The following is a 23,182-nucleotide window of genomic DNA, read 5'->3' as shown; positions in this document are numbered from 1 at the left end:
GACCGCAGTGCGAACTGTGCGAAAATCGCGGAATCGTGAGGATTCACCGCAACTGTTTCCCCCGCTCGAACAGGTGTGTCCGAATTTTGTTGAGAATCAAACACTTTGCTGCCACGCTCTCTTCCTGGGGGCGTCACGGTCGAAGATGAAAGCTTGATTGCTTTCACATTTCTCTTCGGTTGTTCAAGAGTCGGACGTCTGTTGCCATGAAAATTTCCCGTTTGTTCAAACTGGCCGCCGCGGCCCTGTTGCTGGCCGGTTGCGGCGAATCCGTCAGCCGCGATCACCCCTCCCGTATCCTTTTCGTCGGCGACTCGATGCTGGCCTCGCACCGGATGTCCGACCGGGCCGTGGCCGATGCCGTCGAGCAGACATTGCACGAACCGGTGGTCGACCGCTCGGTGATCGGCGCGCGCTTTTTCTACCCGCTTCCGATCTCGGGCAGCGCGGGGCTCAACATCACCAAGCAATACGTGCCCGGCAAATGGGACTGGATCGTGGTCAATGGCGGGGGCAACGACCTGTGGCTCGGCTGTGGCTGCATGGTGTGCGACGGCAAGCTGAACCGGCTGATCTCGAAAGACGGGCGCAAGGGGCGCATCCCCGGCTTCCTGTCGGAGCTGCGCCAGTCGGGGGCCCAGGTGGTCTATGTGGGGTACATGCGCAGCCCCGGGCGCGGGTCACTGATCGAGCATTGCCGCGACGAGGGGGACGAGCTGGAACGCCGGGTCGAGAAGCTGGCCGCGCTGGATAGCGGGGTGCATTTCCTGTCGCTCTCCGACCTCGTGCCCGAGGGGGATGCCTCCTATCACGCGCTCGACATGATCCACCCGTCGATCAAGGGCAGCAACGCCATAGGCCAGATGGTGGCGAACATCATCGAAGGGCCGTAAGGCCGATCTGATACGGACGAGACGGGGCGGGCCTTGGTCCGCCTCTTTTCATTTGGGCGGAACAATTCCGGGTTGGGTGCCGACCCATCGCCGCCCCTGCGCCGTCAGGAGATCAGGCGCTTCAGCCAGCCCTTCTTCTCGGCCTCGGCCTTTTCATCCTCGTCCTTCGGGCCCTCGATCACCTCTTCGAGGCGGGTGAAGAACTGGTCGGCCATCTTCTTGGCGAAGCCGTCGACGATCCGGCTGCCGAGCTGGGCAAGCTTGCCGCCCACCTTCGCCTCGACATCGTAGGACAGAAGCGTGCCGCCCTCGTTCTCGGTCAGGCGCACTGCCGCGCTGCCCTTGGCGAAGCCGGCCGCACCACCCTTGCCCTCGCCGGTCAGGGTCAGCTTCTCGGGCTTCTCCATTTCCGAGAAGGTGACGGTGCCCTTGAAGGTCGCCTTCACCGGGCCGACCTTCTGGGTGACGGTGGCCTCGAACCCCTCCTCGGGCGATCCGGTCACATCCTGGGCGCCGGGGACGCATTCCTGAAGCACGTCGGGGCTGGTCAGCGCGTTCCAGACGGTTTCGCGGTCGGCGTTGATCTGCTTCTCGTCACTCATCTTCATGGCGGCGGCTCCCTCCTGTCGCGCTGTCGGGCCGAGCGTAGCGCAGGGCCGGGGCCGGGCCAAGAGCGCGCCGCGCATCCATGTGGCGGAATGTCGCAATTGAGGATGGAGCGCCCTGCCCGCCCGTGCTAGGCCATCGGGGAAAGGACACCTCATGACAGGGATCGCACGGCTTCAGAACCCCTCGGCGGGGATCGGTTTCATCCTGCTGGCGATTGTGGCGCTGTCCGGGAATGACGTGCTGATCAAATTCCTGTCCGGCGGTTATCCGTTGCACCAGATGGTGTTCTGCCGCTCGGCCATCGGCATCGCCTTCAGCCTTGTCATCCTGCAGTTTGAGGGCGGCTGGACGCTTCTGCGCACCGCCACGCCGGGGCTGCACGCGCTGCGCTGCCTGATGATCATCTTCGCCAACATGACCTATTTCGCCGCGCTGGCCGTGCTGCCGCTGGCGGAGGCGACGGCGGTGTTCTTCGTGGCGCCGCTGATGATCACCCTGCTGTCGATCCCGCTTCTGGGCGAGAAGGTCGGGCCGCTCCGGATCGGGGCCGTGGTGGTGGGGCTGGTGGGCGTGATCATCATGACCCGGCCGTGGGAGAGCGACGCCTCGCGCGACGTGTCGCTGTGGGTCTACCTGCTGCCGGTGATCGCGGCGCTGGCCTATGCGTTGAACCAGGTGCTGACGCGGAAGCTGGGGGTGAGTTCCAAGGCCTCGGCGATGGCGATCTATATCCAGGTGGGGTTCATCATCGTCAGCGGGCTGTTCTGGCTGGTGGCAGGCGACGGGCGGTATGCGGCGGGGGTGGAAAACGGGAGCCTTGTTTTCCTGCTTCGGGCGTGGGTCTGGCCGGAGGGGGCGGATGTGTGGCTGTTCCTGGCGCTGGGGGTCAACTCGGCCATCGTCGGCTATTGCCTGAGCGCGGCCTACCGGATTGCCGATGCCGCGACGATTGCGCCGTTCGAATACGTGGGTCTGCCGCTGGCGATCCTGTGGGGCTGGCTGGTGTGGGGCGAGTTCCCGGGGCCGGTGGTGCTGGCCGGGATCGCGCTGATCCTGGGGGCGGGGCTGTTCGTGTTCCTGCGGGAGCGGCAGAAGAAGCGGTACGTGGTGACGCGGAAGCGGCTGCATCGGCGGTTCTGAGCGGGGCGATTGGGCGCTTCGGTGCGAATCAAGGTTAATGCGTTGATTTTGCAGAGGAAGCCCTGGTCGGTATAACGTCGGTATTTTGTCGGTATTACGTCGGTGTTTTTGGCGGTGTCTGCCTTGGTTGATGTGGCGTGCGTTGGGGGGTGCCACGAGATGTTGCGTGGCGCGCAACGGGGGGTCTGGCGGGGCACTCGGTTGAAACGGCATTTCCCCTGTCTCCACTCTTCGCTACCCTCCGCCTGAAAGAGGGAGGCACACATGCTAAAAGGCATTCGCATCGTCGAGGTCGAGGGGCTGGGGCCCGGGCCGTTTGCCGGCATGATGCTGGCCGATATGGGGGCGGAGGTGATCGTGATCCATCGCCCCGTTTCGGCCAACCCCACGGGCAGCGGGCCCTCGCTGCTCGACCGGGGCAAGCGCTCCATCACGCTCGACCTGAAGGATGCAAGCGACCTTGCGACCGCCCGGGCGCTGATCACCTCGGCCGACGCGCTGATCGAAGGCTTCCGCCCCGGCGTGATGGAGCGACTGGGGCTGGGGCCGGAGAGTTTCGCGGAAAGCAACCCGAAGCTCGTCTATGGCCGGATGACCGGCTGGGGACAGACCGGGCCGCGGGCGATGACCGCCGGGCATGACCTCAACTATATCGCCACCTCGGGCGCGCTTTGGTACGCGGGCGCGCCGGGCGATGCGCCGGTCACGCCGCCGACGCTGGTGGGAGACGTGGGCGGCGGGGCGCTCTACCTCGTGGCGGGGCTGCTGGCGGGGATCCTCAATGCCGGGCGCACGGGGCAAGGCACGGTGGTCGATGCCGCCATCGTCGACGGCTCGGCCCACATGATGGCGCTTCTGATGTCGATGGCGCCCTCGGGCAACACGGTGACCGAACGGGGCCAGAGCCTGCTGGACGGGGCGCATTGGTGCCGGACCTATGCCTGTGCCGACGGGCAATGGATCAGCGTGCAATGCCTCGAGCCGAAATTCTATGCGGAGTTCCTGTCGCGCATGGGCCTTGCCGACGACCCCGCCTTTGCCGCGCAATACGACCGGGAGCAGTGGCCCGATCAATGCGTCCGCCTTGCGGCGATCTTCGCGGGGAAATCGGTGGACCACTGGGCCGGGCTGTTCGACGGCTCCGACGCCTGTGTCGCGCCGGTCCTGTCGCCGGAGGCGGCCGCACGGGACCCGCACATGCAAGCCCGCGCCGTCTGGTCCGAGGCGGGCGCCACCCTGCAACCGGCGCCCGCCCCGCGTTTCGGCGGGGCCGTCCCGGCCCCCGCCGCCCCGCCCGAACGCGGCGCCGACGGCGACGCCATCCGCAAGGAGCTTGACGACAGGGGGCTGATCTGATGGCGGGACATGGACGTGAGAAGCAATCGCAGGCCTGATCCGGCGGATTGCACAACCGCAGGTGCCGCGTTAGGCAGGTAACGCTTGTTCGACCGACAGGTCCAAGCGATCGTAATGACAGCAGGCAGGCCACCTGGGGAGTGTCGGATGACCACAATGCGCGACAAACCCGCCATCTTCATTCTGGCGTCTGAACGGTCGGGCACAAACCTGCTTCGGTCGATCTTGTCCGCGAACTCCCGCATTTCCTCACCGCCGCCGTCGGGGATGGTCTCGGGCCTGCACCCGGTGTTCGAGGCCTTCAAACGCGAAGGTGCAGAATTGCCGCTGGCGAAGATCACCTCCTATGCGAGTGAGCTTACGCAGACGCATATGAACAAATGGCCGCATTTCCCGGATCCCGATGACATTCTCGCGATGCTTCCGAGGGAGCCGAATTTCTGGGATTTGTTCGCAGCCTACAATTCATATTACTTGGAGAAGTGTGGTGGCGAAATCTGGCTGAGCAAGGAGCCAGGGTTGATGGGGCATGCCGTCGAGATTGCCGCGAACTTTCCAAACGCTCATTTCATCTACCTGGTTAGGGACGGGCGCGATGTTGCGGTCTCCATGGTACGCAAAAGGCATTACGCCAACACCATGCGGCAGGGCATGGCACGCTGGAAGCGAGAGCAGGAGGGGATGCTGTCGGCCCTGGAAGACACGCGCGTGGCGAACATAACCCACACGATCCGCTACGAGGATTTGATCACCTCGCCGGAGGCGGTTCTGAGCCCGATCATGGAAAGCGTCGGGCTGGAGTTCGAGGCGTCACAGTTGGAGTTTTACAGCAGTTCGGAGACGATCAAGCACGCTCAGAGCTCGATCTACTGGAAGGAAGTGGCGCAGCCTATCAAGGCGGATAATTCGCGAAAATATCTCGAGGCCATGGATGGACGCGAACTGGAATATGTCGAAGCCGAGGGGGGCAAGGTTCTGCAGAAACTGGGGTACGAGCTGCACAATGCGAACCCCCGCCCCATCCGCCTGCACGAAAAGCTTGCCGAGAAACTGCGCGAGAAGGCGGACGCGCAACCGCGCGACGTGATGAGCGCTGAAGAAGCCGAACAGCGCAAGAAGCTGGCGGACCTGTTCGGCGAGTTGAACCGCCTTGTAGAGAGCGCAAGGAAGGTCTGAGCCTTGCTTCGAGCGAGCGCCCTGTCAGCGTTTCCTGACATCACGCAGCCATTCCGACAGCAAGGCATGCGTTAACCGAGCAGGCGTTCGAACGTGGCGTCGCCTGTTTCCCCGATAGTGCGAAAGTCGCATTTCCGTTCGATCCCGCAGGGCCTTGAGGGTCTGGCATACCGGGTGAGCTTCATCCAACCCGAACGTACGGGCATCCTGATACCGTTGTTCCAACACAGAGATCATGCGCTGCAACAGTCGCACGCGCTTCTCGGAATTTTCTTCACGGTTTAACGGCCGTGTCGTGCTGTTGGTCAGGCCATTTCCAACTCGATAGAGCACAAGATCTTCGTTTATGCAGGAGACACGATCCTCCAATGCGGCCCGAAAACCGAAGATCAGATCCTCGTAGCATTCGGGGTAAGCGATCGGGCCGTACTTTCGGAACAGGTCCTTGTGCCAGGCGGCCGTTGCGCCAAGGTAGAGTTCCATCGAGACCGCGACCGACGTCAGGTCATAAGCCGAGTAGAGTGCACCCTTCTGATAGGTTCTGGGCATTTCCTGCCCATCGAAGGTTTCCACCCGTGCCTGCGAGAAGACCAGCAGCGGATCATCGGTTTCAAAGGCCTCGATCGTTCGAGACGCCCGATTGGGATAGCAGATATCGTCCCCCGCCACGGAGATTATGACATCTCCGGACGCCAGGTCATACGTCCGGTTGACGTGGTCGGCCACGCCCAGGTTCACGGGGTTTCTGTTGAGTACGACCGTGTGAGGACCGTCGTAGCTCTGCGCGAGTGCGGTCATCTTCGTGAACGTGTCGTCCGTCGAACAATCGTCGCTCAACACGATTTCTATGGGATCACAGTCCTGTTGCAGGACAGCCTTGACCGAGTCTTCGATCCAGGCGGACTGATTGTACGCGATTACTACGATGGAATAGGAGTTCTTCACGGTCTGCCGCTGCTCTTTTTTATTTCAGGCTTCGAGTTGATAGTGCTGGTACAGGACCGTTCTGGCGCCGAACATTTCCTTCTGTCTTGCCAGACCCGCATTCAGATTGCGGCCTTGATCGGTCGTCGAGATCCCGAAATCGAACCAGCGACGACTGGCGAAATGCTCGGTTAAAAGGCTGTCGGTCAGGTAATCCAAAGCGCCAAGATCCCGGCCTTCCTCGTTGCTCGTGATATACTGCGCATGCGCCACTTGACCACAGTCGAAAACGACGATCGCCCCGAGAACCTTGTCATCTTTCATGGCGTTGAACAATCTGATGGCCTTCGGGAACTTTCCGGCGAGATATTCTATCTCGGCAAGGGTGTGGGTGGGGCGAGCCCCGTGCTTGGACGAGAGGTTCTCCTCCAGAATGTCCCAGACCGGTGCATACTTACTGTTCTCGACGGCAATCAAACCTGCTTTCCGTGCTTTCTTCACGCCACGTTTTCTCAACGTCGACCAGGGCAAGGGATCCAGCATGTTTATTGTCGACGAGACATCAACCCTGGTCACCACGCCGCCAAAGCGGTGCATCGCATAGATGTCCTCCTCTGCCGGCTGTGTGTGGTAGATATGAGGAGCAGGGCTGTATTGGAGGCTGTCGAAACCGTTGTCGCGAAGATACTGCAAAAGGGTTTCAACAATGAACAACATGCGTTCCGCTGTCATTCTCGGACCTGTCAGAATACCCCCGTAGGTCAGACCCGCGTGGGATTTCAAAACACCCTGCTCTTCACACGCCGGCAATATTGCAACGAGGTCTCCGTCCACAGCCATCATCAGGGAATGGTCGGTGAACCGATCTGCATGGTACTCCATGAAGTCTCGGAAATGCAGGAAGGTTGCGTTCTTTGATGTCTTTACGAACGCGTCCCACACCCCTTTCTTGTCGGAACTGTAACGAGAGATATCGACAGTCATGGTCACGTTTGCATCCTGTCGCTGTTACGGGACGCTGGAAAGATCCGCGGTGGCGTTGTTGCTTCGATCCGGCAAGCTGCTTCTATATCGCCCGACCTCAGCATCTGAGCCTGGCCCGAATTTTCTGTATGATCTTCAGCGCGTTGAACTTGCTCCGCAACATCGCGCAGTGGTCAAGAAACGAAGGCGACTGCTGGCCAATGCCGTAATGTTGAACCAACGGGTAACTGACCACGAACCGTTCCACCAAGGTGATCTCGGACGGTGAAAGGACCTGTTTGTACTTCTCGAGGCTGTTATCCGAAATCGGCTTTGCCAGCTCTTCCTTCGTATACCAGAACTGATCGCTCACATGGTTTTGCCGATCCTCCAAAGGAGCGGGCCGAACCATGCCTTCCTCATACTCCAAACCGACGAATTGGCAGATGTCTCGGACAACGCGCTCGGGGTTGGCGATCAAGTCTTCATAAAGGATCGCTTTCACACGGTCGTATGTCTCGGCCGCCGCCAAACCTTTGCGCCAGGTTTCGTTGATGTCCTTTATGCTGGCCGACACACTGGCGCAAAAGGCAGGCGGACGAAGCCCTTCCGCGAAGTACTTTCGCGCCACCTCTTTATTTGACGCGACAATGGCCCGCGGGTCGCGCAAAACCAGAATACAGTATGCGTTTGGCATACACTCGCAAAGGTCTGCCATGACCAAGGCGTTTGTCGGGGTTTTTTCGCAAAGGATGTTTTTTCCGCTTTCGCGCAGGGCACGCTCGAAAAGCTTCATCGTGAAGCTTTCGACCGCCTTGTCGATATCATCTTTGTTGACCAGGTCCGCGATACGCCCAGTTTCGTGTCCGCCGTGCAGACGGCGACGCAGGGCAGCGATGTCCTTGGTAAAATCAAACTCTCGTCCGGCGTAGATTTCCGAGTGAGACCCCATGATCCTTTGAACGAGTGTCGTGCCCGATCTGTGAACACCGCCGACGAAGATCTGCTTCGCGTCGCGCCTCAAAACGCATCTCCTGTGTCAGACATTCTTGGCCAGTTTGTTGTGCGTCAGAAGTAGAATATCACTACGTTGCATTACAGCCGTATTCAATGCATCAAGTCCCGACACGGCAATGAAACGAGCACTGAAAGCAGGTGGAGTAATTTGAGATGCCCCTAAGTGACTGCAAGCTCATTGATCTCCCGAAAATTGAAGATCGTCGCGGCAATCTTACCTTCGTCGAGGGAAACAACCACATCCCGTTCGACGTCAAGCGGGTCTATTACCTTTACGACGTTCCCGGCGGCGCCGACCGGGGCGAGCACGCGCACAAGCACCTGCACCAGTTCGTGATCTCGATGTCGGGAAGTTTCGACCTGCTTCTGGATGACGGGTTCGAGAAGAAACGGTTCCAGCTCAACCGGCCTTATTACGGCATATATATCTGCCCGATGATGTGGCGCTATCTCGACAATTTCTCCTCCGGGTCTGTCTGCATGGTTCTGGCCTCCGCACCCTATGACGAGACGGATTATATCCGCGACCGCGGCGAGTTTCTCAAAGCGGTGGGGGCGGCGTGATCGTCCCCTTCCTGGATCTTGCGGCGGCACGGGCGGGCATACAGGCCGAGCTGGACCACGAGCTTCTGCGCGTCGCGCATTCCGGCAGCTATGTCATGGGCCCCGAGCTGGAGCGTTTCGAAGCCGCTTTTGCGGCCTATGTCGAGGCCGGCGCCTGCATCGGAACGGCAAACGGGCTGGACGCGCTTCAGCTGGGACTTCTCGCGCTGGGCATCGGCCCGGGCGACGAGGTCATCGTGCCGTCGAACACCTACATCGCCACCTGGCTCGCCGTGAGCCAGTGCGGCGCAATTCCGGTGCCCGTCGAACCACTCGAGGACACGCATAACATCGACCCCGACGGCGCCTCCGCAGCGATCACCGGGCGCACCAAGGCCATCCTGCCGGTGCATCTGTATGGGCAGCCCGCCGACATGGACGCGCTGAACGCCGTGGCCAGTCAGAACGGGCTGAAGGTTCTGGAGGACGCCGCACAGGCGCATGGCGCACGCTACAAGTCGCGCAGGATCGGCAGCGTGGGCACTGCGGCCTGGAGCTTTTATCCCACCAAGAACCTTGGTGCGCTGGGGGATGCAGGGGCTTTGACGACATCGAAAGACGATGTTGCGCAGACTGTCAGGCTGCTGCGAAACTACGGGTCCGAGCGAAAGTACGAGAACGATATTCGGGGCTTCAACAGCCGCCTGGATCCTCTTCAGGCCGCCCTGCTATCGGTGAAACTACGGGTTCTGGACAGTTGGACCGAGCACCGCCGCGCCATCGCGCGCGACTACACCGCCGCCTTTTCCCGCGCCGGGCTGTGCGTTCCTTACGTGCCCGACTGGGCCGAGCCGGTCTGGCACCTTTACGTGCTGCGCCACCCCGACCGCGACCGCTTTCAGGCGCGCCTGTCCGAGGCCGGGATCGGGACCGTGATCCACTATCCCATCCCGCCCCACCTGCAGAAAGCCTATGCCGACCTTGGCCATGGGCAAGGTGCCTTTCCCCTTGCCGAACGGCTGGCGAACGAGGTCATCAGCCTGCCCATGTGCCCCGGACAGACGGCAGAGCAGACCGAGTACGTGATCGAAAAAGTATTGGAGCTCGCCTGAGGCGCTGCGCCGTTTCAGCGATCTCGCCACCGTGCGACCATGGTGGCCTCTCGTTTCCGGGACGCGTCCCGGATGAACAAGCCCTGAAAAACCAAAGGGCCCCTGTGGACCCTTTTAAATGGTCGGAGTGAGAGGATTCGAACCTCCGGCCCCTGCCTCCCGAAGACAGTGCTCTACCAGGCTGAGCTACACTCCGACGCTGAGCCACGCGATTATACGCCTGCCCGGCGTTTTGCAAGTGGCGAAATCATGGAAATCGGTGCAAGGCTTGATATGTAATGACCGGTGACATGACATACCATTTCAAACCCGGCCTGCCGCTGACCGAGAATCTGCGGCGCGTCGCCGATGACCAGATCGGTGCGGCGCTCGACTCGCTGGCGGACGGCGGCGACCTGGAGCCGCGGGTGCATGACGTGCGCAAGCGGATGAAGAAGCTGCGCGGGCTGGTGCGGCTGGTGCGGCCCGGGCTGGGCGAGCTGTACACGGCGGAGAACCGGGAGTTCCGCGATATCGGGCGGCTGTTCTCGGAGTTGCGCGATGCGCAGGTTCTGAGCAAGACGCTGGACGTGCTGGCCGGAAAGGCCGGCGACGACAGCCTGGCCCCGCTGATGAACTGGGCCACCGAGCGCTGCGACGCGATGCTGCACGACCCCGACCTTCCCGGCCGGATCGAGGAGGTCGCGACCCGGCTGGAAGACGCCCGCAAGCGGGCCGTGGCCTGGCCGGTCGAGGGCACCACGCACGAGGTGATCGCAGGCGGGCTGAAGAAGACCTATGGCCGGGCGCGCAAGTGCTGGCGCAAGGCCGGGCGCGACCCGGGGAATGCCGAGCTGCTGCATGAATGGCGCAAGCGGGTGAAGTACCACTGGTACCATTGCCGCCTTCTGCGCGAGGCGTGGCCCGAGACAATGCATGCCAGGATCGACACGCTGGACGAGCTGTCGGACGTGCTGGGCAGCGATCATGACCTGGTGGTGCTGAACGCGGCGCTGAAGGCGGCGTCGGACGACCTGCCGAAGAAGGCCCGCAAGCGGGTCGAGGCGCTGGCGGCGGCGGAGAGCCGGGTGCTGCGCGAGCGGGCGTTCGGGCTGGCGGCGCAGATGCTGGGCGAGAAGAAGGGCGTTCTGGCCGACCGGCTGGCGGGCTACTGGGTCTCGGCGCCTACGGCCGGCGACCGGAAGGCGGGGTGAGCCGGGCGCGGAAGGCGGCGAGCGCGTCCGCCGGGACGCGGTAGCTGAGCTTGCCGACCTGTGGCGCGCCGACGGCCTTGTAGAAGGCCTGCGCGCCGGCGTTGCTGCCATCGGTTTGCCAGTCGAACCGCACGCAGCCTTCGGCCTCGGCGATTTCGACAAGACCCGCCAGCAGGTGCCGCCCCACGCCCCGCCCCCGCGCCTGCGGGTCGACGAACAGCTCCTTCATGAGCAGTGCCGTGCCCCGCCCCGCCGGGAAGGTCAGCGCCCAGGTGGCAAAGCCCACGGGCCGGCCGCCGTCATGGGCCATCAGGCAGGACATGTGCCGGCCGTCATCCAGGAGGGCGATCAGCCGCGCGGTCTCGGCCCCGTCCGGGGGGCCGAGGCGGTAATGGTCAAGGTAGCCGTGGTAGAGCGTCTCGAACGCGGCCCCGTCGCCGGGGGCATAGGGCCGCGTTTCGATCACAGGCTGGCGTCGAGCGCCGCGACGATGGCATCGCCCATCTCGCTGGTCGACACGGGCGTCACGCCCTCTTCGCCCAGCAGGTCGGCGGTGCGGAGGCCGTCGGCGAGAACCTTCTCGACCGCGCCTTCGAGGCGGGCGGCCTCGTCGCCCTTGTCGAAGGAATAGCGCAGCGCCATGGCGAAGCTGAGGATGCAGGCGATCGGGTTGGCCTTGCCCTGCCCGGCGATATCCGGGGCCGAGCCGTGGACCGGCTCATAGAGCGCCTTGGGCCGGCCGTTCGCCATCGGCGCGCCGAGGCTGGCCGAAGGCAGCATCCCGAGCGAGCCGGTCAGCATGGCGGCGAGGTCCGACAGCAGGTCGCCGAAGAGGTTGTCGGTCACGATCACGTCGAACTGCTTGGGCCAGCGGGTGAGCTGCATCGCGCCGGCGTCGGCGTACATGTGGGAGAGCTGAACATCGGCGTAATCCTCGTCATGCACCTTCTGCACGACCTCGCGCCAGAGGATGCCGGATTCCATCACATTGGCCTTCTCCATCGAGCAGACCTTGTTGCCCCGCCGCCGGGCCAGCTCGAACGCGGCGCGGGCGACGCGGTCGATCTCGGACTCGGTGTAGCGCTGGGTGTTGATGCCGACCCGTTCGTTGCCTTCCTCGAAGATGCCGCGCGGCTCGCCGAAATAGACGCCGCTGGTGAGTTCGCGGACGATCATGATGTCGAGGCCGGCGACCACGTCCTTCTTGAGCGAAGAGAAGTCGGCCAGCGCATCGAAACATTGCGCCGGGCGGAGGTTGGCGAAGAGGTCCATCTCCTTGCGCAGGCGCAGGAGGCCGCGCTCGGGCTTCACCGAGAAGTCGAGATTGTCGTATTTCGGCCCGCCGACGGCGCCGAGCAGGACGGCATCGACCTTCTGCGCGCGGTCCATGGTGACATCGGCCAGCGGCGTGCCGTGCTTGTCATAGGCGGCGCCGCCGACGAGGTCTTCGCTGACGTCGAACTTGAGGTCCCGCTTGTCGCCGTACCAGCCGATGATCTTGACGACTTCCGCCATCACTTCGGGGCCGATCCCGTCACCGGGGAGGATAAGAAGCGAAGGGTTGGTCATGGGGGCGGTCCTCTGTCTGGGAATGTCTCGCCATCGCCTAGCCCGAAGCCGGGGGAGGGTCAAGAAAGGGCGGGCTAGGCGCCCTCTTCCCGGTCCCTCTCGTAGCTGTCGGCGAGCGGAAATTCCGGCAGCCACGCCTCGCGGCGGATGCGCCAGGCCTCGTAGGTGGGGCGGAACTGGTCGGGGGCGTCGAGGGCGCCGAGATGCACCTCCCTTTCCCCGCCGCTTTCGGCGAAGAGGGACGAGCCGCAGTCGGGGCAGAAATGGCGGCCCCTGAAGGCCTTCGTTTCCCCCTCCACGGTCACCGCCGCCGCCGGGTAGATCGCCGCAGCGAAGAACAGCGCGCCGTGGTGCTTGCGGCAGTCGAGGCAATGGCAGAGGCCCACCCGGTCGGGCGCCCCCTCCGCCGTGATCCGCACCTTGCCGCAGAGGCAGCCGCCCGTCACCCTGTCCATCCCGCACCTCCCCTTCACATCAGGTGGGGCGCCATCCCCTCGGCCAGCGCATCCCACACCATCGCGATTCTCGGACTATGCCTGAGCGCCTGGTGGGTGGCCAGCCAGACCGGCAGCACCGGCAGGTTCACGTCGATCGGGATCTCCTCGATCCCGGGGTCGGACCGGGCCACGCCGGCCTGGCCGAAGCCGATGCCACAGCCGGCGCGCACCAGTTCCCAGTTGACCGTGTGGCTGTCGCAGCGGAAGGCGAACCAGTCGCGCGTGGCCGGGAAGCCGCGCGATTGCAGTTCGCGGATGATCTCCTCGTTGCGGTCGTAGCCGATGATCGGATGATCGAAGAGCTCGCGCGCGGTGGCGGGCCGCCCGGCCCGGTCGAGATAGGCGCGGGAGGCGTAGATGCCGAGCCGGATGTCGCCCAGGTGCCGGGCCACCAGTTCGAGCTGTCGCGGGCGGTACATGCGGAGCGCGATGTCGGCCTCGCGGAAGAGCAGGTTCTCGGTGCTGTCGCTGGGCACGAGGTCGATGGAGATGCCGGGCGCGTCCAGCCGCAGCTTCGCGAGGATCGGCGGCAGGATCGAGAACGAGACAGTCTCGCTTGCCGTGATCCGCACCGGGCCGGACAGCCCGGTTTCTCGGCCCGCCGCCGTCAGCTCGATCTCGTGCATGGCGGCCTGCATCTTCTGCGCCCCCGGCAGGAGCGCGCGGCCGTTCTCTGTCAGCGCGAGGCCCTTGGGGCGGCGGTGGAACAGCGCCTGCCCCAGCGCGGTTTCCAACTGCCGGATCTGGCGGCCCAGCGTCGGCTGGCTGCCGCCCAGCCGCCGCGCCGCGCCCGAGAGCGAGCCGGTATCGGCCACAGCGAGGAAGGCGCGCACCAGCGTCCAGTCGAGAGAGGAGAGCGATTTATCCATTCACCCATGAATACCAGTTCACGAAATTTTGGCAATTTCCATTCGGACAGGAACAGGTATCGTCGCGTCATCCAATCGGACACACGGGAGCCGAAAGATGCAGAAATCCGTATTGATCCTCGGGGCGTCGGGCCGGTTCGGCCGCAACGCCGCCGATGCCTTCTGGAATGCCGGCTGGTCGATTCGCGCCTTCGACCGCCGCCGCGATGACCTGAACGAGGCCGCGCGGGGCGCCGACGTGATCGTCGCGGCGTGGAACCCCGCCTACCCTGACTGGGCCGCGGAGATGCCCGGGCTGCACGCCCGGATCCAGGATGCCGCGCGCCTGTCGGGGGCGATGGTGCTGATCCCCGGCAACGTCTATGTCTACGGGGCCCAGACGCCCGCGCCGTGGCGAGAGGATACGCCGCACAACGCCACCAACCCGCTGGGCGAGCTGCGCATCGGCATGGAGCAGAGCTATCGCGACAGCGGGGTACAGACCGTGATCCTGCGCGCCGGCGATTTCATCGATACCGAGGCGTCGGGCAACTGGCTCGACCGGATGATGCTGCCGTCGCTGCCGAGGGACAAGCTGACATATCCGGGGCAGCCGGACATTCCCCATGCCTGGGCCTACCTGCCCGATCTGACCCGGGCCGCGGCCGAGATCGCCGGGCAGAAGGAAAGCCTGCCGGGTTTCACCGATGTCACCTTCCCCGGCTACACGCTGACCGGGTTCGAGATGACCGACATGCTGACCGCCGTGACCGGGCGCAGCATCGCGCTGCGCCGGATGTCGTGGCTGCCGCTGAGCCTGGCCTCGCCGGTCTGGCCGCTGGGGCGCTCGTTGCTGGAGATGCGCTATCTGTGGGACACGCCGCACTGGCTGGAAAGCGACCGGTTCGACGAGCTTTGCCCGCGTTTCGCCGCCACGCCGCCGCAGGAGGCGCTGGCAAGGGCGGCGGGGCCGTGGCTCAAGCCGGCGCGGCGGCGGTGTCGCCATCACTCGATGCGCAGGTCGACCCAGACCACCCTGTGACGGCTGGCGGCGCGGGCGGCGTCAGCCAGCGTGTCGCCCTCGCCCGGCCAGAACACGCCTGAGGCCAGCACTTCGAGGCTGGCCGAGGGCAGCACGTAGCTGACCCGCAGGTGCCCCGGCACTGGTGTCGTCCACGCCACGGTGTCGAGCGCCGGGTCGCCCGCCTGCCCCTCGCCCTGTTCCACCGGGCCGGCGCGGCGCGGCACGGGATCCTGTAATCGCGGATCATCCAGCAGGGCCATGATCGCCCCCTTGCGCCCGTCGCCATCGACCGGGTCGAGATTGGCATTGCCCGCCAGCACGAACGCCCCCTCGGCCACCGGCCCGAATGCCCCGTCGAGGTAGCGCTGCCAGAAGGCGATCTCGTCATGGTTCCGCCGGCCGTTCCGGTCCTCCGGCCCGTCGAAGACCGGCGGCGTGGCGTGGAAGGTGAGCAGGTTCAGCCGCGTCTCACCCAAATTCACCGGAACCACCCAGTGCCCGACAGAAGAGAGCCGCTGTACCGCCGCGTTCATCCCGTCATCAGCCATCTGGCCGGGCAGATCGGCCCAGAGCATGTCGCTGAAATCCTGCACCTCCGCTTGCGCCACCGGGTAGCGCGAGAGCACCGCCATGCCCCCCTCGCCCGCGAACCAGCCGTAGCCCTGCGCATCTTCCGGCTCGCCCAGCCGCCCGTCGCCGTCAAGGTCATGCCCGCTCGCCATGCCGCTGTTGGGTTGCAGGGCGAAGACATGCGGATAATCGGCCCCCGCCGCGCCGATCAGGTCACGCAGGGCGCGCAGAGTTTCCTGCCCGTGATCGTAATCCACCCCCTGCAGGATCAGCACGTCGGGCGCCACATGCGCCACCACCTCGGCCACCGCCTCGGCCTGCGGATCGCCTTTCAGGATGTCGCGCAGCAGAAGCCCCGGGCCCTTGCGTGACAGCTCGGTGTGGAATGTCGCGATGCGGAGGGTTTCGGCCACCGCCGACCCGGCCCAGAGCCAGGCAGCAAGGGCGAGGATCAGGCTTCCTGCAACCCGTCGGCGCCATCCTTGCCATAGACCCGGCGGCGCTTGGCCTCGATCAGCTCGGCCACGCGCGACAGGGCGATGCCCCGGATCAACATGCTTGCAGGAAGGAAGGCCCATGCCGTTATCGTCCAGATCAGCGTTTGCGGATTGGCGACCGACACCGGATCGATGATATCCGACGTCGCCTTGATCGCCGTCGGGATAATGAATGGCAGCAAAGCCCCTAATACAATGTTAACGCCGGCATCGCGCTTGAGCCGGTCGACCACGTCGCCGCCGCGCGTCGGATCGAAGAGCGGCAGGTTCACCCACACGTTGAACGACCCCTTGCGCATCGGCCAGTTCAGCATCCGCACGTAGGTGACGAAGACCAGCATCATCACCAGCGAGACGGAATAGGAGATGCCCGCCGCGGTGCGCACGTCCTGCACGAGGCCGGGCCCGGCATCGGGCGGCAGCATCAGGATCACCAGCCGCACCGGCGAATAGGGGAAATCGATCACCCGGCCCAGCGCGTCGCCGATCAGGCTCAGCACCTCGGTCAGCCCGTTCGGGTCGGTCTTGCCCCGCATGATCAGCGAGATGGTGATGATCGCCACGGCCAGGGCGATGAACTTGATGCGGTTGAAAGGCGCGGCAAAGCGGAATTCGACGATGCTGGGATACTTGCCGTAATATTCCATGAAGGTCAGCAGGGCGGCCAGCAGGGCGATGACGACAACGATCTGGGCGGTATCGGAGGCGATGGTCGGCAGCAGCAACGCCGGAAGCGCGACGAGAACCGCCACGCAATAAGCGCGAAAAAGCGCACTGACAATCTGCGAAACCACTGCCCGTTTCCCTTCAAACTGGCCAGGCGCGGTACGACGCCGCGCCTTTGTCCCAACTTGATCCCGCTCATTTTGGCGGTCTGCCTCATTCTTGTCCAATTTTTGCCCCTTTTCCCCCATGGGCTCAAGCTTGGGTGGTAGTAGAGCAGAATTTTCTGTCCAATTGATGATGCAAGTGGTGCGGGAATGCATCAATTTAAGAACGGAAATTTGACGTTCTTGTGTATATACACAAGATGCAGTGGTTGGCACAAATTCCACCACTATACCTGAACGGCGCGCGCTAACTTTCGCTTAAGGCCTGTGGCGCGTTTCCGGCCCGCACGCGGGGCGTGCAGGCCGAAATCCTCGTGGAATTAAGGCAGCGGGGCCGCCTCAGACCCAGGGGCGCTCGGCCGCGGCGCGGGTCTCGAAGGCGGCAATCGCGTCGGCCTTTTCCATCGTCAGGCCGATATCGTCGAGCCCTTCCAGAAGGCAGTGCTTCTTGAAGCTGTCGATCTCGAAGCGGATCACCTCGCCATCCGAGGTGGTCACGGTCTGCGCCTCGAGGTCGACCTCCATCCGCGCGTTCGAACCCTTCTCGGCATCCTTCATCAGCACGTCCACCTGCTCCTGCGGGAGCGCGATCGGCAGGATGCCGTTCTTGAAGCAGTTGTTGTAGAAGATGTCGGCAAAGCTGGGCGCGATGACACAGCGGATGCCGAAATCCTTGATCGCCCAGGGGGCGTGCTCGCGGCTCGAGCCACAGCCGAAATTGTCGCCGGCGACAAGCACCTCGGCCTCGCGGTATTGCGGCTTGTTCAGCACGAAGCTCTCGATCTCGTTGCCGTCATCGTCGAAGCGCATCTCGTGGAACAGGTTCACCCCCAGCCCCGAGCGCTTGATCGTCTTCAGGAACTGCTTGGGGATGATCATGTCGGTATCGACGTTGATCATCGGCATGGGCGCCGCGACCCCGGTGATTTTCGTGAATTTTTCCATTTCTGTCTCCGTCACGGTAACTTGTATTTTACCCATTCGACGTTATATTAAAACGCAAGTGGGCTGGACTTTTTTCGGTCGGCGTTAGGCTACTGGCTTGTCCGGTGGCCTTTCGCTTTTCAAGGGAAGTGTTTGACCCACCATTTTACTTTCCTTTGGATCACATCATAGGAGCGGTTCGGTTGATCTGGACGAAGGTGTTTAAGTCCTACGGGTCTTGCGATCAGGTCCGCCAGCTGCAGTCCTGATGAGTTCGATTTCTTATCGCAAAACCGAATCCTCCAATCGAACTGAGTAATCAGTCTCCTTTGATTTGACGGCAACGGTGGCTGACCATCTGCGATACGCCTGAACACTAGCTCAAGTTGATCATCTTCCGACTTTCCGCGCGATTCTGCGATCACGTGGACAACTTTTCCAAGTTGGTTATGTTCTCGCAAAGTTAGAGCTAAATGTTCCATCGTGAGTTGCAGGCTCAATTCGTACGGCGAAATCGGATTGGGATATCTTTCCGCCAGCTTCGACTTGTCGATAACGGTTGCGGCCAAATCAAAGTCGAATGAAGCAACGAGCTCAGTAACTTCCACCAAGAAGCTCTCACGCAAGTCTCTGTCCCCTCGCAGGACAACAAAATCGCCGCTTTGCCGACGGATGTCACGCTCGTGAAACACGACTTGATCATGGCCAAAGTACTTGAACTTGAGTGCTTGTAGTCTCGGCACCATCACATCGGCGTAGTGCTCCTTGGAAATGCACACGCATGCGAGGACAAACACTGGAAAGTCGCCCTTATCTGCCTCGATCGAGGGCGACCCACTTTCATCCAGATAGATGATGTAATCCGAGAACCCCAAAGATTACATCATCTGCCGCACGTCGGTCAGCTTGCCGGTCACCGCCGCTGCCGCGGCCATGGCCGGGCTCATCAGGTGGGTACGGCCGCCGCGGCCCTGCCGGCCCTCGAAGTTGCGGTTCGAGGTGGCGGCACAGCGTTCTCCGGGCGCGAGCTGATCGGGGTTCATGGCCAGGCACATGGAACAGCCCGCAAGCCGCCATTCGAAGCCCGCATCCTTGAAGATGTCGGCCAGCCCCTCTTCCTCCGCCTGCGCGCGGACGAGGCCCGAGCCGGGCACGACCATGGCGCGGAGGCCTTCCTTGATCTTCTTGCCCTTGAGGATCGCGGCGGCGGCGCGCAGGTCCTCGATCCGGCCGTTGGTGCAGGAGCCGATGAAGACCGTGTCGATCTCGATCTCCGACAGCGGCGTGCCGGCTTTGAGCCCCATGTATTCCAGCGACCGGCGGGCGGCCTCGACCTTGCCGCCCTTGAAATCTTCCGGAGCCGGCACGGTGGCGTCGATGGGCAGGACATCCTCGGGGCTGGTGCCCCAGGTGACGACGGGGGCGATATCCTCGCCCTTGATGGTGATCACCTTGTCCCACTGGGCGTCGTCATCTGAATAGAGCGTCTTCCACCATGCCAGCGCGGCCTCCCACTGGGCGCCTTTCGGGGTGTGGGGGCGGCCCTTGATGTATTCGAAGGTGGTCTCGTCCGGCGCGATCAGGCCGGCGCGGGCGCCGCCTTCGATCGCCATGTTGCATACGGTCATGCGGCCCTCCATCGAGAGCGAGCGGATCGCCTCGCCGCAATATTCGATGACGTAGCCGGTGCCGCCGGCGGTGCCGGTGCGACCGATCACCGAGAGGGTGATGTCCTTGGCGGTGACGCCGGGGCGAAGCTGGCCGGTGATCTCGACCTTCATGTTCTTCGACTTGGTCTGGATCAGCGTCTGGGTGGCCAGCACATGTTCGACCTCCGACGTGCCGATGCCATGCGCCAGCGCGCCGAAGGCACCATGCGTGGCGGTATGGCTGTCGCCGCAGACCACGGTCATGCCCGGCAGGGTCCAGCCCTGCTCTGGCCCGACGATATGCACGATGCCCTGGCGGATGTCGTTGACCGGGTAGTAATGCACGCCGAAATCCCTGGCGTTCTTGTCCAGCGCCTCGACCTGGATGCGGCTTTCGGGGTTCTCGATCCCGTTCACCCGGTCAGGGGTGGTGGGCACGTTGTGGTCGGGAACCGCGATGGTCTTCTCGGGTGCCCGGACGGTGCGGCCCGCCATGCGCAGCCCTTCGAAGGCCTGCGGGCTGGTCACTTCGTGCACGAGGTGCCTGTCGATATAGAGAAGGGATGTGCCGTCCTCGGCCTCGTGGGCGAGATGGGCATCCCAGATCTTGTCATAGAGTGTCTTGGGGGACATGGGTCCTCTCCGGTTCTTCAGATGGAAGTATGGTGTGACAGGAATGGCCGCGCGCTCATAGGCGCGCCAGCACCGTCATCGTCGCGCCGTGGAAGCGCCAGGGCAGGCGCGCGCGGTCATCCATGTCGAAAATCCGTGTCATGGGGATGGAGATATAGCGAGTCCGGCCCCGTCGCAAGAGAAACGCAATTGGAGCCGCCCGTAGCTCCGGCGGGAATTTGAGTATTTCTGGAAAAGTGAAAGCGGGGCCTGTCTTTCATCTTTCCCCAAATACTCAATAGAGCTGTCAGCCGAACCGGGCGCGCCAGCAGGGGGTCAGATCCCCCGCCTCCGCCCGCGCCTCGTAGATGCCGCGGGCGATGGCGCGGGCCACGCAAATGGCGGCGGCATGGCCCAGCAGGAGCGGATCGGCCAGCGGATCGGTGAGCGGCTTTTCCCCGGTGGCGGCGGCAAAGATCAGGTCGCCGTCGAGCGGGGTGTGGGCCGGCACAAGGGCACGCGCCAGCCCGTCATGGGCGGCGGTGGCCAGGCGGGTGCATTGTGCTTGCGTCAACGCGGCGTCGGTGGCGACGATGCCGATGGTGGTGTTGCCCGGATCGCGGCCTTTGATGTGCGGCGCCAGTGGCGGGGCGGTTGGGGCCAGCCCGTGCCCGCCGAACTCCTCGCCGATCTCGAAGGGCGCGGCCCAGAATTGCGGCCCGTCCCCCATGATGGCCGAGCCCAGCGCGTTCACCGCCACCAGCGCGCCCACCACGTGGCCCGAGGGCAGCACCAGCGAGGCCGAGCCGATCCCGCCTTTCAGACCCGCCGTCATCGCCCCCGTTCCGGCCCCTTCCGTGCCCAGCGCGAAACCGGGAGCGGCGGCCTCCAGCGCTTCTGCCCCCAGCCGCTTGTAGGGATTTTCCGGCCAGTCCTTCTCGCCCCCGTTCGCCAGGTCGAACAGGATCGCCCCCGGTACGATCGGCACCCGCACGGGCCCCACGGCGAGACCACGCCCCGAGACGCGCAGCGCGTCCGCCACGCCCGAGGCCGCATCGAGCCCGAAGGCCGAGCCGCCCGAAAGCACGAGCGCATCCACTTCCTGCACCGTCTTGTCGGGCGCCAGCAGGTCCGTCTCCCGCGTGCCGGGCGCGCCGCCCATGACGTGGACGCCGGCGGTGAAGGGCTTGTCTCCGACCAGCACCGTCGCCCCGGTCTTGACCCGCGCATCGCCCGCGTGCCCCACGCGCAGCCCCGCGACATCGGTGATCAGGTTCCGTTTGCCCGGCTGATATGCTTCCGTCACGCACCACTCTCCTTCAGTCTCAAACAGTCTTGACCGGATCGCCCCGGATCGGCAAGAACAGCCACGGGCCCGGGCGATGGCGTCGCCCCCTCACGGCCCTTCCCCACAGTCCTGAACGCCGGGACCTTTCTGATCAAGGAGGGTCTGAAAATGACTGCACGTCCTGACTTCTACCGCTTCCACAATGGCGAGAAGGCGCCCCTGCCCTTCGCCAATTCCGAATACGAGGCCCGCCTCGCCGATCTGCGCGACACGATGGAGCAGATGGGTGCCAGCGCCTGTGTGCTGACCTCGATGCACAACGTCGCCTATTTCTCGGGGTTTCTCTATTGTTCCTTCGGGCGGCCCTATGCCTGTGTCGTGACCGAGACCGACTGTGTCACCATCTCGGCGGGGATCGACGCGGGCCAGCCGTGGCGGCGGTCGGTGGGCGACAACATCACCTATACCGACTGGCAGCGCGACAATTTCTGGCGCGCGGTGCGCGAGGTGACGGGCGAGAACGCGGTGATCGGCTACGAGGGGGATCACCTGACGCTGGCCGGGCGGGACAAGCTGGAGGATTTCCTCAAGCCGCTGACCATGCTGGATATCGCGCCGGCGACGATGCGCCAGCGGATGATGAAATCCGAGGCCGAAATCGCGCTGATCCGCAAATGCACGGCCATTGCCGATGTGGGTGGTTACGCGATCCGCGACGCGGTGCGCGAAGGCGTGCGGGAGATCGACGTGGCCATGGCGGGGCGCGACGCGATGGAGCTGGAGATTGCGCGCGTCTTTCCGGAGGCCGAGTATCGCGATACCTGGGTCTGGTTTCAGTCGGGGCGGAACACCGATGGCGCGCATAACCCGGTCACGGCGCGGCCATTGCAGCGCGGGGATATCCTCAGCCTCAATACCTTTCCGATGGTGTCGGGCTATTACGTGGCTTTGGAGCGGACGATGTTCCTGGGCGAGGTTGATGAAGCCTCCCGCAGGATATGGGAGGCCAACGTCGCCGCCCACGAATACGGCATGTCGCTGTTGAAGCCGGGGGTGAGCTGTGCCGAGGTCACCCATAAGATCAACGCCTTCCTCGAAGAACGTGACCTGCTGCAATACCGCACCTTCGGCTATGGCCATTCCTTCGGCATCCTCAGCCATTACTATGGCCGAGAGGCGGGGCTGGAGCTGCGCGAGGATATAGACACGGTGCTACAACCCGGCATGGTCATCTCGATGGAGCCGATGCTGACCCTGCCCGAGGGGGCGCCCGGTGCGGGGGGCTATCGCGAGCATAACGTGCTGGTGATCACCGAGGAGGGCCACGAGAACATCACCGGCTATCCCTACGGGACGGGGTTCAACGTGGTGGGGTGAGGCTAGCTCCGTCCCGGCCTCCGCGCCGGGGCGTCTTGCTGGCCGAGAGGTCCCGGGTCAGGCCCGGGACGGGTATCATTTTCTTCCCCGCCCCGGCCCCCGAGCCGGGGCCTCCCTACGTCAAGGACATCCTGGGCCAAACCTGCGGCTTCCCTCCCTGCGATCGCCGAAATGACCCACCGTCACACTTTGCTTTCCCGCGCCCTCTGGCATGCTGTCCCCGAACATCCAGCCGGAGCCCCGCCCATGACCCCGCTCGAAGACTTCGCCGCCGCCGTCAGTGCCCGCGCCAAGGGGCGTATCCGGGGCTCCGTCGCGCTCGACATGCCCGATCTCGGCCGTCTTTACGTGGACGAGACCGGCGCCGTGGAAAGCGACCGCGAAGCCGACCTGACACTGACGGCCACCTCGCAGGTCTTCCGTAATATCGTCGAAGGCAGCCAGAGCCCCACCACCGCGGTGATGACCGGCAAGCTCAAGGTCGACGGCAGCCCGATGCGGGCGCTGAAAGTGGGCGAAATCCTCAGCGCGGCGCCGTAGGGCATCGGGGACCGCATAGGCCCCCGCTCCC

General features: G+C 63.9%; 24 protein-coding genes and 1 tRNA gene. 10 read left to right on the top strand and 15 right to left on the bottom strand.

Translation table 11 applies throughout. The annotated features are described in order from the left end of the window. Positions 1 to 206: 206 nt before the first annotated feature. Complete coding sequence (locus ACO07J_RS19705) at positions 207 to 893, top strand: SGNH/GDSL hydrolase family protein (protein ID WP_422032132.1); 687 nt, start codon at positions 207 to 209, stop codon at positions 891 to 893. A 104-nt stretch (positions 894 to 997) separates the two neighbouring features. On the opposite strand, the gene ACO07J_RS19700 is transcribed toward ACO07J_RS19705, so the two are convergent. Next, the gene (locus ACO07J_RS19700) at positions 998 to 1,501 is read right to left on the bottom strand and encodes a CoxG family protein (protein WP_422032130.1); all 504 of its coding nucleotides are present in this window, start codon (positions 1,499 to 1,501) and stop codon (positions 998 to 1,000) included. A gap of 154 nt (positions 1,502 to 1,655) precedes the next feature. Between ACO07J_RS19700 and ACO07J_RS19695 the strand changes: the two genes are divergently transcribed. The 3 genes from ACO07J_RS19695 to ACO07J_RS19685 all read left to right on the top strand — a co-directional run bounded on the left by ACO07J_RS19695 (position 1,656) and on the right by ACO07J_RS19685 (position 5,174). Beyond that, on the top strand, positions 1,656 to 2,642 hold the full coding sequence (locus tag ACO07J_RS19695) for a DMT family transporter (RefSeq protein ID WP_422032128.1): 987 nt from the start codon (positions 1,656 to 1,658) through the stop codon (positions 2,640 to 2,642). Between the two features lie 264 nt (positions 2,643 to 2,906). Then, positions 2,907 to 3,998, top strand: a complete 1,092-nt coding sequence (locus ACO07J_RS19690) for a CaiB/BaiF CoA transferase family protein (RefSeq protein ID WP_422032126.1) — start codon at positions 2,907 to 2,909, stop codon at positions 3,996 to 3,998. A 156-nt stretch (positions 3,999 to 4,154) separates the two neighbouring features. Then, complete coding sequence (locus ACO07J_RS19685; RefSeq protein ID WP_422032124.1) at positions 4,155 to 5,174, top strand: sulfotransferase family protein; 1,020 nt, start codon at positions 4,155 to 4,157, stop codon at positions 5,172 to 5,174. A gap of 24 nt (positions 5,175 to 5,198) precedes the next feature. Here ACO07J_RS19685 and ACO07J_RS19680 read toward each other — a convergent pair whose 3' ends face one another. From ACO07J_RS19680 to ACO07J_RS19670, 3 genes are all read right to left on the bottom strand, one after another. Then, the gene (locus tag ACO07J_RS19680; protein WP_422032122.1) at positions 5,199 to 6,119 is read right to left on the bottom strand and encodes a glycosyltransferase family 2 protein; all 921 of its coding nucleotides are present in this window, start codon (positions 6,117 to 6,119) and stop codon (positions 5,199 to 5,201) included. Positions 6,120 to 6,143: 24 nt separating this feature from the next. Further along, entirely contained in the window at positions 6,144 to 7,082 is a 939-nt protein-coding gene (locus tag ACO07J_RS19675; RefSeq protein ID WP_422033456.1) for a GNAT family N-acetyltransferase, read from the bottom strand. A 97-nt stretch (positions 7,083 to 7,179) separates the two neighbouring features. Further along, entirely contained in the window at positions 7,180 to 8,085 is a 906-nt protein-coding gene (locus ACO07J_RS19670; RefSeq protein ID WP_422032120.1) for a sulfotransferase family protein, read from the bottom strand. Between the two features lie 146 nt (positions 8,086 to 8,231). Here ACO07J_RS19670 and ACO07J_RS19665 point away from each other — a divergent pair, with 146 nt between their 5' ends. Together ACO07J_RS19665 and ACO07J_RS19660 are read left to right on the top strand one after the other, a co-directional pair. After that, entirely contained in the window at positions 8,232 to 8,642 is a 411-nt protein-coding gene (locus tag ACO07J_RS19665) for a sugar 3,4-ketoisomerase (RefSeq protein WP_422032118.1), read from the top strand. After that, entirely contained in the window at positions 8,639 to 9,733 is a 1,095-nt protein-coding gene (locus ACO07J_RS19660) for a DegT/DnrJ/EryC1/StrS family aminotransferase (RefSeq protein WP_422032116.1), read from the top strand. Before ACO07J_RS19665 ends, ACO07J_RS19660 begins: the two co-directional genes overlap by 4 nt. A 119-nt stretch (positions 9,734 to 9,852) precedes the next feature. Here ACO07J_RS19660 and ACO07J_RS19655 read toward each other — a convergent pair. Further along, a tRNA-Pro gene (locus ACO07J_RS19655) sits at positions 9,853 to 9,929 on the bottom strand. A gap of 94 nt (positions 9,930 to 10,023) precedes the next feature. Between ACO07J_RS19655 and ACO07J_RS19650 the strand changes: the two genes are divergently transcribed. Continuing rightward, positions 10,024 to 10,926: a CHAD domain-containing protein gene (locus ACO07J_RS19650; RefSeq protein ID WP_422032114.1), complete on the top strand. Its 903-nt coding sequence runs from the start codon at positions 10,024 to 10,026 to the stop codon at positions 10,924 to 10,926. Here the strand turns inward: ACO07J_RS19650 and ACO07J_RS19645 are convergent. From ACO07J_RS19645 to ACO07J_RS19630, 4 genes are all read right to left on the bottom strand, one after another. Next, positions 10,898 to 11,392 (bottom strand): GNAT family N-acetyltransferase, encoded by a 495-nt coding sequence (locus tag ACO07J_RS19645; protein WP_422032112.1) that lies wholly within the window; start codon positions 11,390 to 11,392, stop codon positions 10,898 to 10,900. The genes ACO07J_RS19650 and ACO07J_RS19645 overlap by 29 nt on opposite strands. Further along, positions 11,389 to 12,495, bottom strand: coding sequence for a 3-isopropylmalate dehydrogenase (leuB, locus tag ACO07J_RS19640; protein ID WP_422032110.1), 1,107 nt, complete (start codon positions 12,493 to 12,495; stop codon positions 11,389 to 11,391). The genes ACO07J_RS19645 and leuB overlap by 4 nt, the downstream gene beginning before the upstream one ends. A 74-nt stretch (positions 12,496 to 12,569) precedes the next feature. Then, positions 12,570 to 12,950, bottom strand: a complete 381-nt coding sequence (locus tag ACO07J_RS19635) for a GFA family protein (RefSeq protein ID WP_422032108.1) — start codon at positions 12,948 to 12,950, stop codon at positions 12,570 to 12,572. Between the two features lie 14 nt (positions 12,951 to 12,964). Next, positions 12,965 to 13,861: a LysR family transcriptional regulator gene (locus tag ACO07J_RS19630; RefSeq protein WP_422032106.1), complete on the bottom strand. Its 897-nt coding sequence runs from the start codon at positions 13,859 to 13,861 to the stop codon at positions 12,965 to 12,967. A 97-nt stretch (positions 13,862 to 13,958) separates the two neighbouring features. On the opposite strand from ACO07J_RS19630, the gene ACO07J_RS19625 reads away from it, so the two are divergent. Then, positions 13,959 to 14,882 carry an epimerase gene (locus ACO07J_RS19625; RefSeq protein ID WP_422032104.1) on the top strand — a complete coding sequence of 308 codons (924 nt, stop codon included), beginning with the start codon at positions 13,959 to 13,961 and terminating at the stop codon, positions 14,880 to 14,882. Here the strand turns inward: ACO07J_RS19625 and ACO07J_RS19620 are convergent. From ACO07J_RS19620 to ACO07J_RS19595, 6 genes are all read right to left on the bottom strand, one after another. Next, positions 14,846 to 15,847 carry an endonuclease/exonuclease/phosphatase family protein gene (locus ACO07J_RS19620; RefSeq protein ID WP_422032102.1) on the bottom strand — a complete coding sequence of 334 codons (1,002 nt, stop codon included), beginning with the start codon at positions 15,845 to 15,847 and terminating at the stop codon, positions 14,846 to 14,848. The two genes, ACO07J_RS19625 and ACO07J_RS19620, sit on opposite strands and share 37 nt — an antisense overlap. Positions 15,848 to 15,885: 38 nt before the next feature. Then, positions 15,886 to 16,725, bottom strand: a complete 840-nt coding sequence (locus tag ACO07J_RS19615; RefSeq protein ID WP_422032100.1) for a hypothetical protein — start codon at positions 16,723 to 16,725, stop codon at positions 15,886 to 15,888. Positions 16,726 to 17,100: 375 nt separating this feature from the next. Further along, entirely contained in the window at positions 17,101 to 17,706 is a 606-nt protein-coding gene (gene leuD, locus ACO07J_RS19610) for a 3-isopropylmalate dehydratase small subunit (RefSeq protein WP_422032098.1), read from the bottom strand. 119 nt (positions 17,707 to 17,825) lie between these two features. Next, entirely contained in the window at positions 17,826 to 18,560 is a 735-nt protein-coding gene (locus tag ACO07J_RS19605) for a DUF3800 domain-containing protein (RefSeq protein WP_422032096.1), read from the bottom strand. Positions 18,561 to 18,563: 3 nt separating this feature from the next. Further along, the gene (gene leuC / locus ACO07J_RS19600) at positions 18,564 to 19,967 is read right to left on the bottom strand and encodes a 3-isopropylmalate dehydratase large subunit (RefSeq protein WP_422032094.1); all 1,404 of its coding nucleotides are present in this window, start codon (positions 19,965 to 19,967) and stop codon (positions 18,564 to 18,566) included. 286 nt (positions 19,968 to 20,253) lie between these two features. Then, entirely contained in the window at positions 20,254 to 21,252 is a 999-nt protein-coding gene (locus tag ACO07J_RS19595) for a P1 family peptidase (RefSeq protein ID WP_422032092.1), read from the bottom strand. Between the two features lie 150 nt (positions 21,253 to 21,402). Here ACO07J_RS19595 and ACO07J_RS19590 point away from each other — a divergent pair, with 150 nt between their 5' ends. Together ACO07J_RS19590 and ACO07J_RS19585 are read left to right on the top strand one after the other, a co-directional pair. Beyond that, positions 21,403 to 22,611: a M24 family metallopeptidase gene (locus tag ACO07J_RS19590; RefSeq protein WP_422032090.1), complete on the top strand. Its 1,209-nt coding sequence runs from the start codon at positions 21,403 to 21,405 to the stop codon at positions 22,609 to 22,611. 246 nt (positions 22,612 to 22,857) lie between these two features. Next, the gene (locus tag ACO07J_RS19585; RefSeq protein ID WP_422032088.1) at positions 22,858 to 23,151 is read left to right on the top strand and encodes an SCP2 sterol-binding domain-containing protein; all 294 of its coding nucleotides are present in this window, start codon (positions 22,858 to 22,860) and stop codon (positions 23,149 to 23,151) included. Positions 23,152 to 23,182: the final 31 nt, after the last annotated feature.

Source organism: Roseovarius sp., assembly GCF_965228755.1.
GTDB lineage: Bacteria > Pseudomonadota > Alphaproteobacteria > Rhodobacterales > Rhodobacteraceae > Roseovarius.
The sequence above is the reverse complement of the archived record's forward strand: the minus strand, read 5'-3'. Positions and strand labels throughout refer to the sequence as shown.

Coding starts and splice junctions, on each gene's coding strand:
- ACO07J_RS19705 (WP_422032132.1), top strand. CDS start 207: ATGAAAATTTCCCGTTTGTTCAAACTGGCCGCCGCGGCCCTGTTGCTG.
- ACO07J_RS19700 (WP_422032130.1), bottom strand. CDS start 1,501: ATGAAGATGAGTGACGAGAAGCAGATCAACGCCGACCGCGAAACCGTC.
- ACO07J_RS19695 (WP_422032128.1), top strand. CDS start 1,656: ATGACAGGGATCGCACGGCTTCAGAACCCCTCGGCGGGGATCGGTTTC.
- ACO07J_RS19690 (WP_422032126.1), top strand. CDS start 2,907: ATGCTAAAAGGCATTCGCATCGTCGAGGTCGAGGGGCTGGGGCCCGGG.
- ACO07J_RS19685 (WP_422032124.1), top strand. CDS start 4,155: ATGCGCGACAAACCCGCCATCTTCATTCTGGCGTCTGAACGGTCGGGC.
- ACO07J_RS19675 (WP_422033456.1), bottom strand. CDS start 7,082: ATGACTGTCGATATCTCTCGTTACAGTTCCGACAAGAAAGGGGTGTGG.
- ACO07J_RS19665 (WP_422032118.1), top strand. CDS start 8,232: ATGCCCCTAAGTGACTGCAAGCTCATTGATCTCCCGAAAATTGAAGAT.
- ACO07J_RS19650 (WP_422032114.1), top strand. CDS start 10,024: ATGACATACCATTTCAAACCCGGCCTGCCGCTGACCGAGAATCTGCGG.
- leuB (WP_422032110.1), bottom strand. CDS start 12,495: ATGACCAACCCTTCGCTTCTTATCCTCCCCGGTGACGGGATCGGCCCC.
- ACO07J_RS19635 (WP_422032108.1), bottom strand. CDS start 12,950: ATGGACAGGGTGACGGGCGGCTGCCTCTGCGGCAAGGTGCGGATCACG.
- ACO07J_RS19630 (WP_422032106.1), bottom strand. CDS start 13,861: ATGGATAAATCGCTCTCCTCTCTCGACTGGACGCTGGTGCGCGCCTTC.
- ACO07J_RS19625 (WP_422032104.1), top strand. CDS start 13,959: ATGCAGAAATCCGTATTGATCCTCGGGGCGTCGGGCCGGTTCGGCCGC.
- leuD (WP_422032098.1), bottom strand. CDS start 17,706: ATGGAAAAATTCACGAAAATCACCGGGGTCGCGGCGCCCATGCCGATG.
- leuC (WP_422032094.1), bottom strand. CDS start 19,967: ATGTCCCCCAAGACACTCTATGACAAGATCTGGGATGCCCATCTCGCC.
- ACO07J_RS19590 (WP_422032090.1), top strand. CDS start 21,403: ATGACTGCACGTCCTGACTTCTACCGCTTCCACAATGGCGAGAAGGCG.
- ACO07J_RS19585 (WP_422032088.1), top strand. CDS start 22,858: ATGACCCCGCTCGAAGACTTCGCCGCCGCCGTCAGTGCCCGCGCCAAG.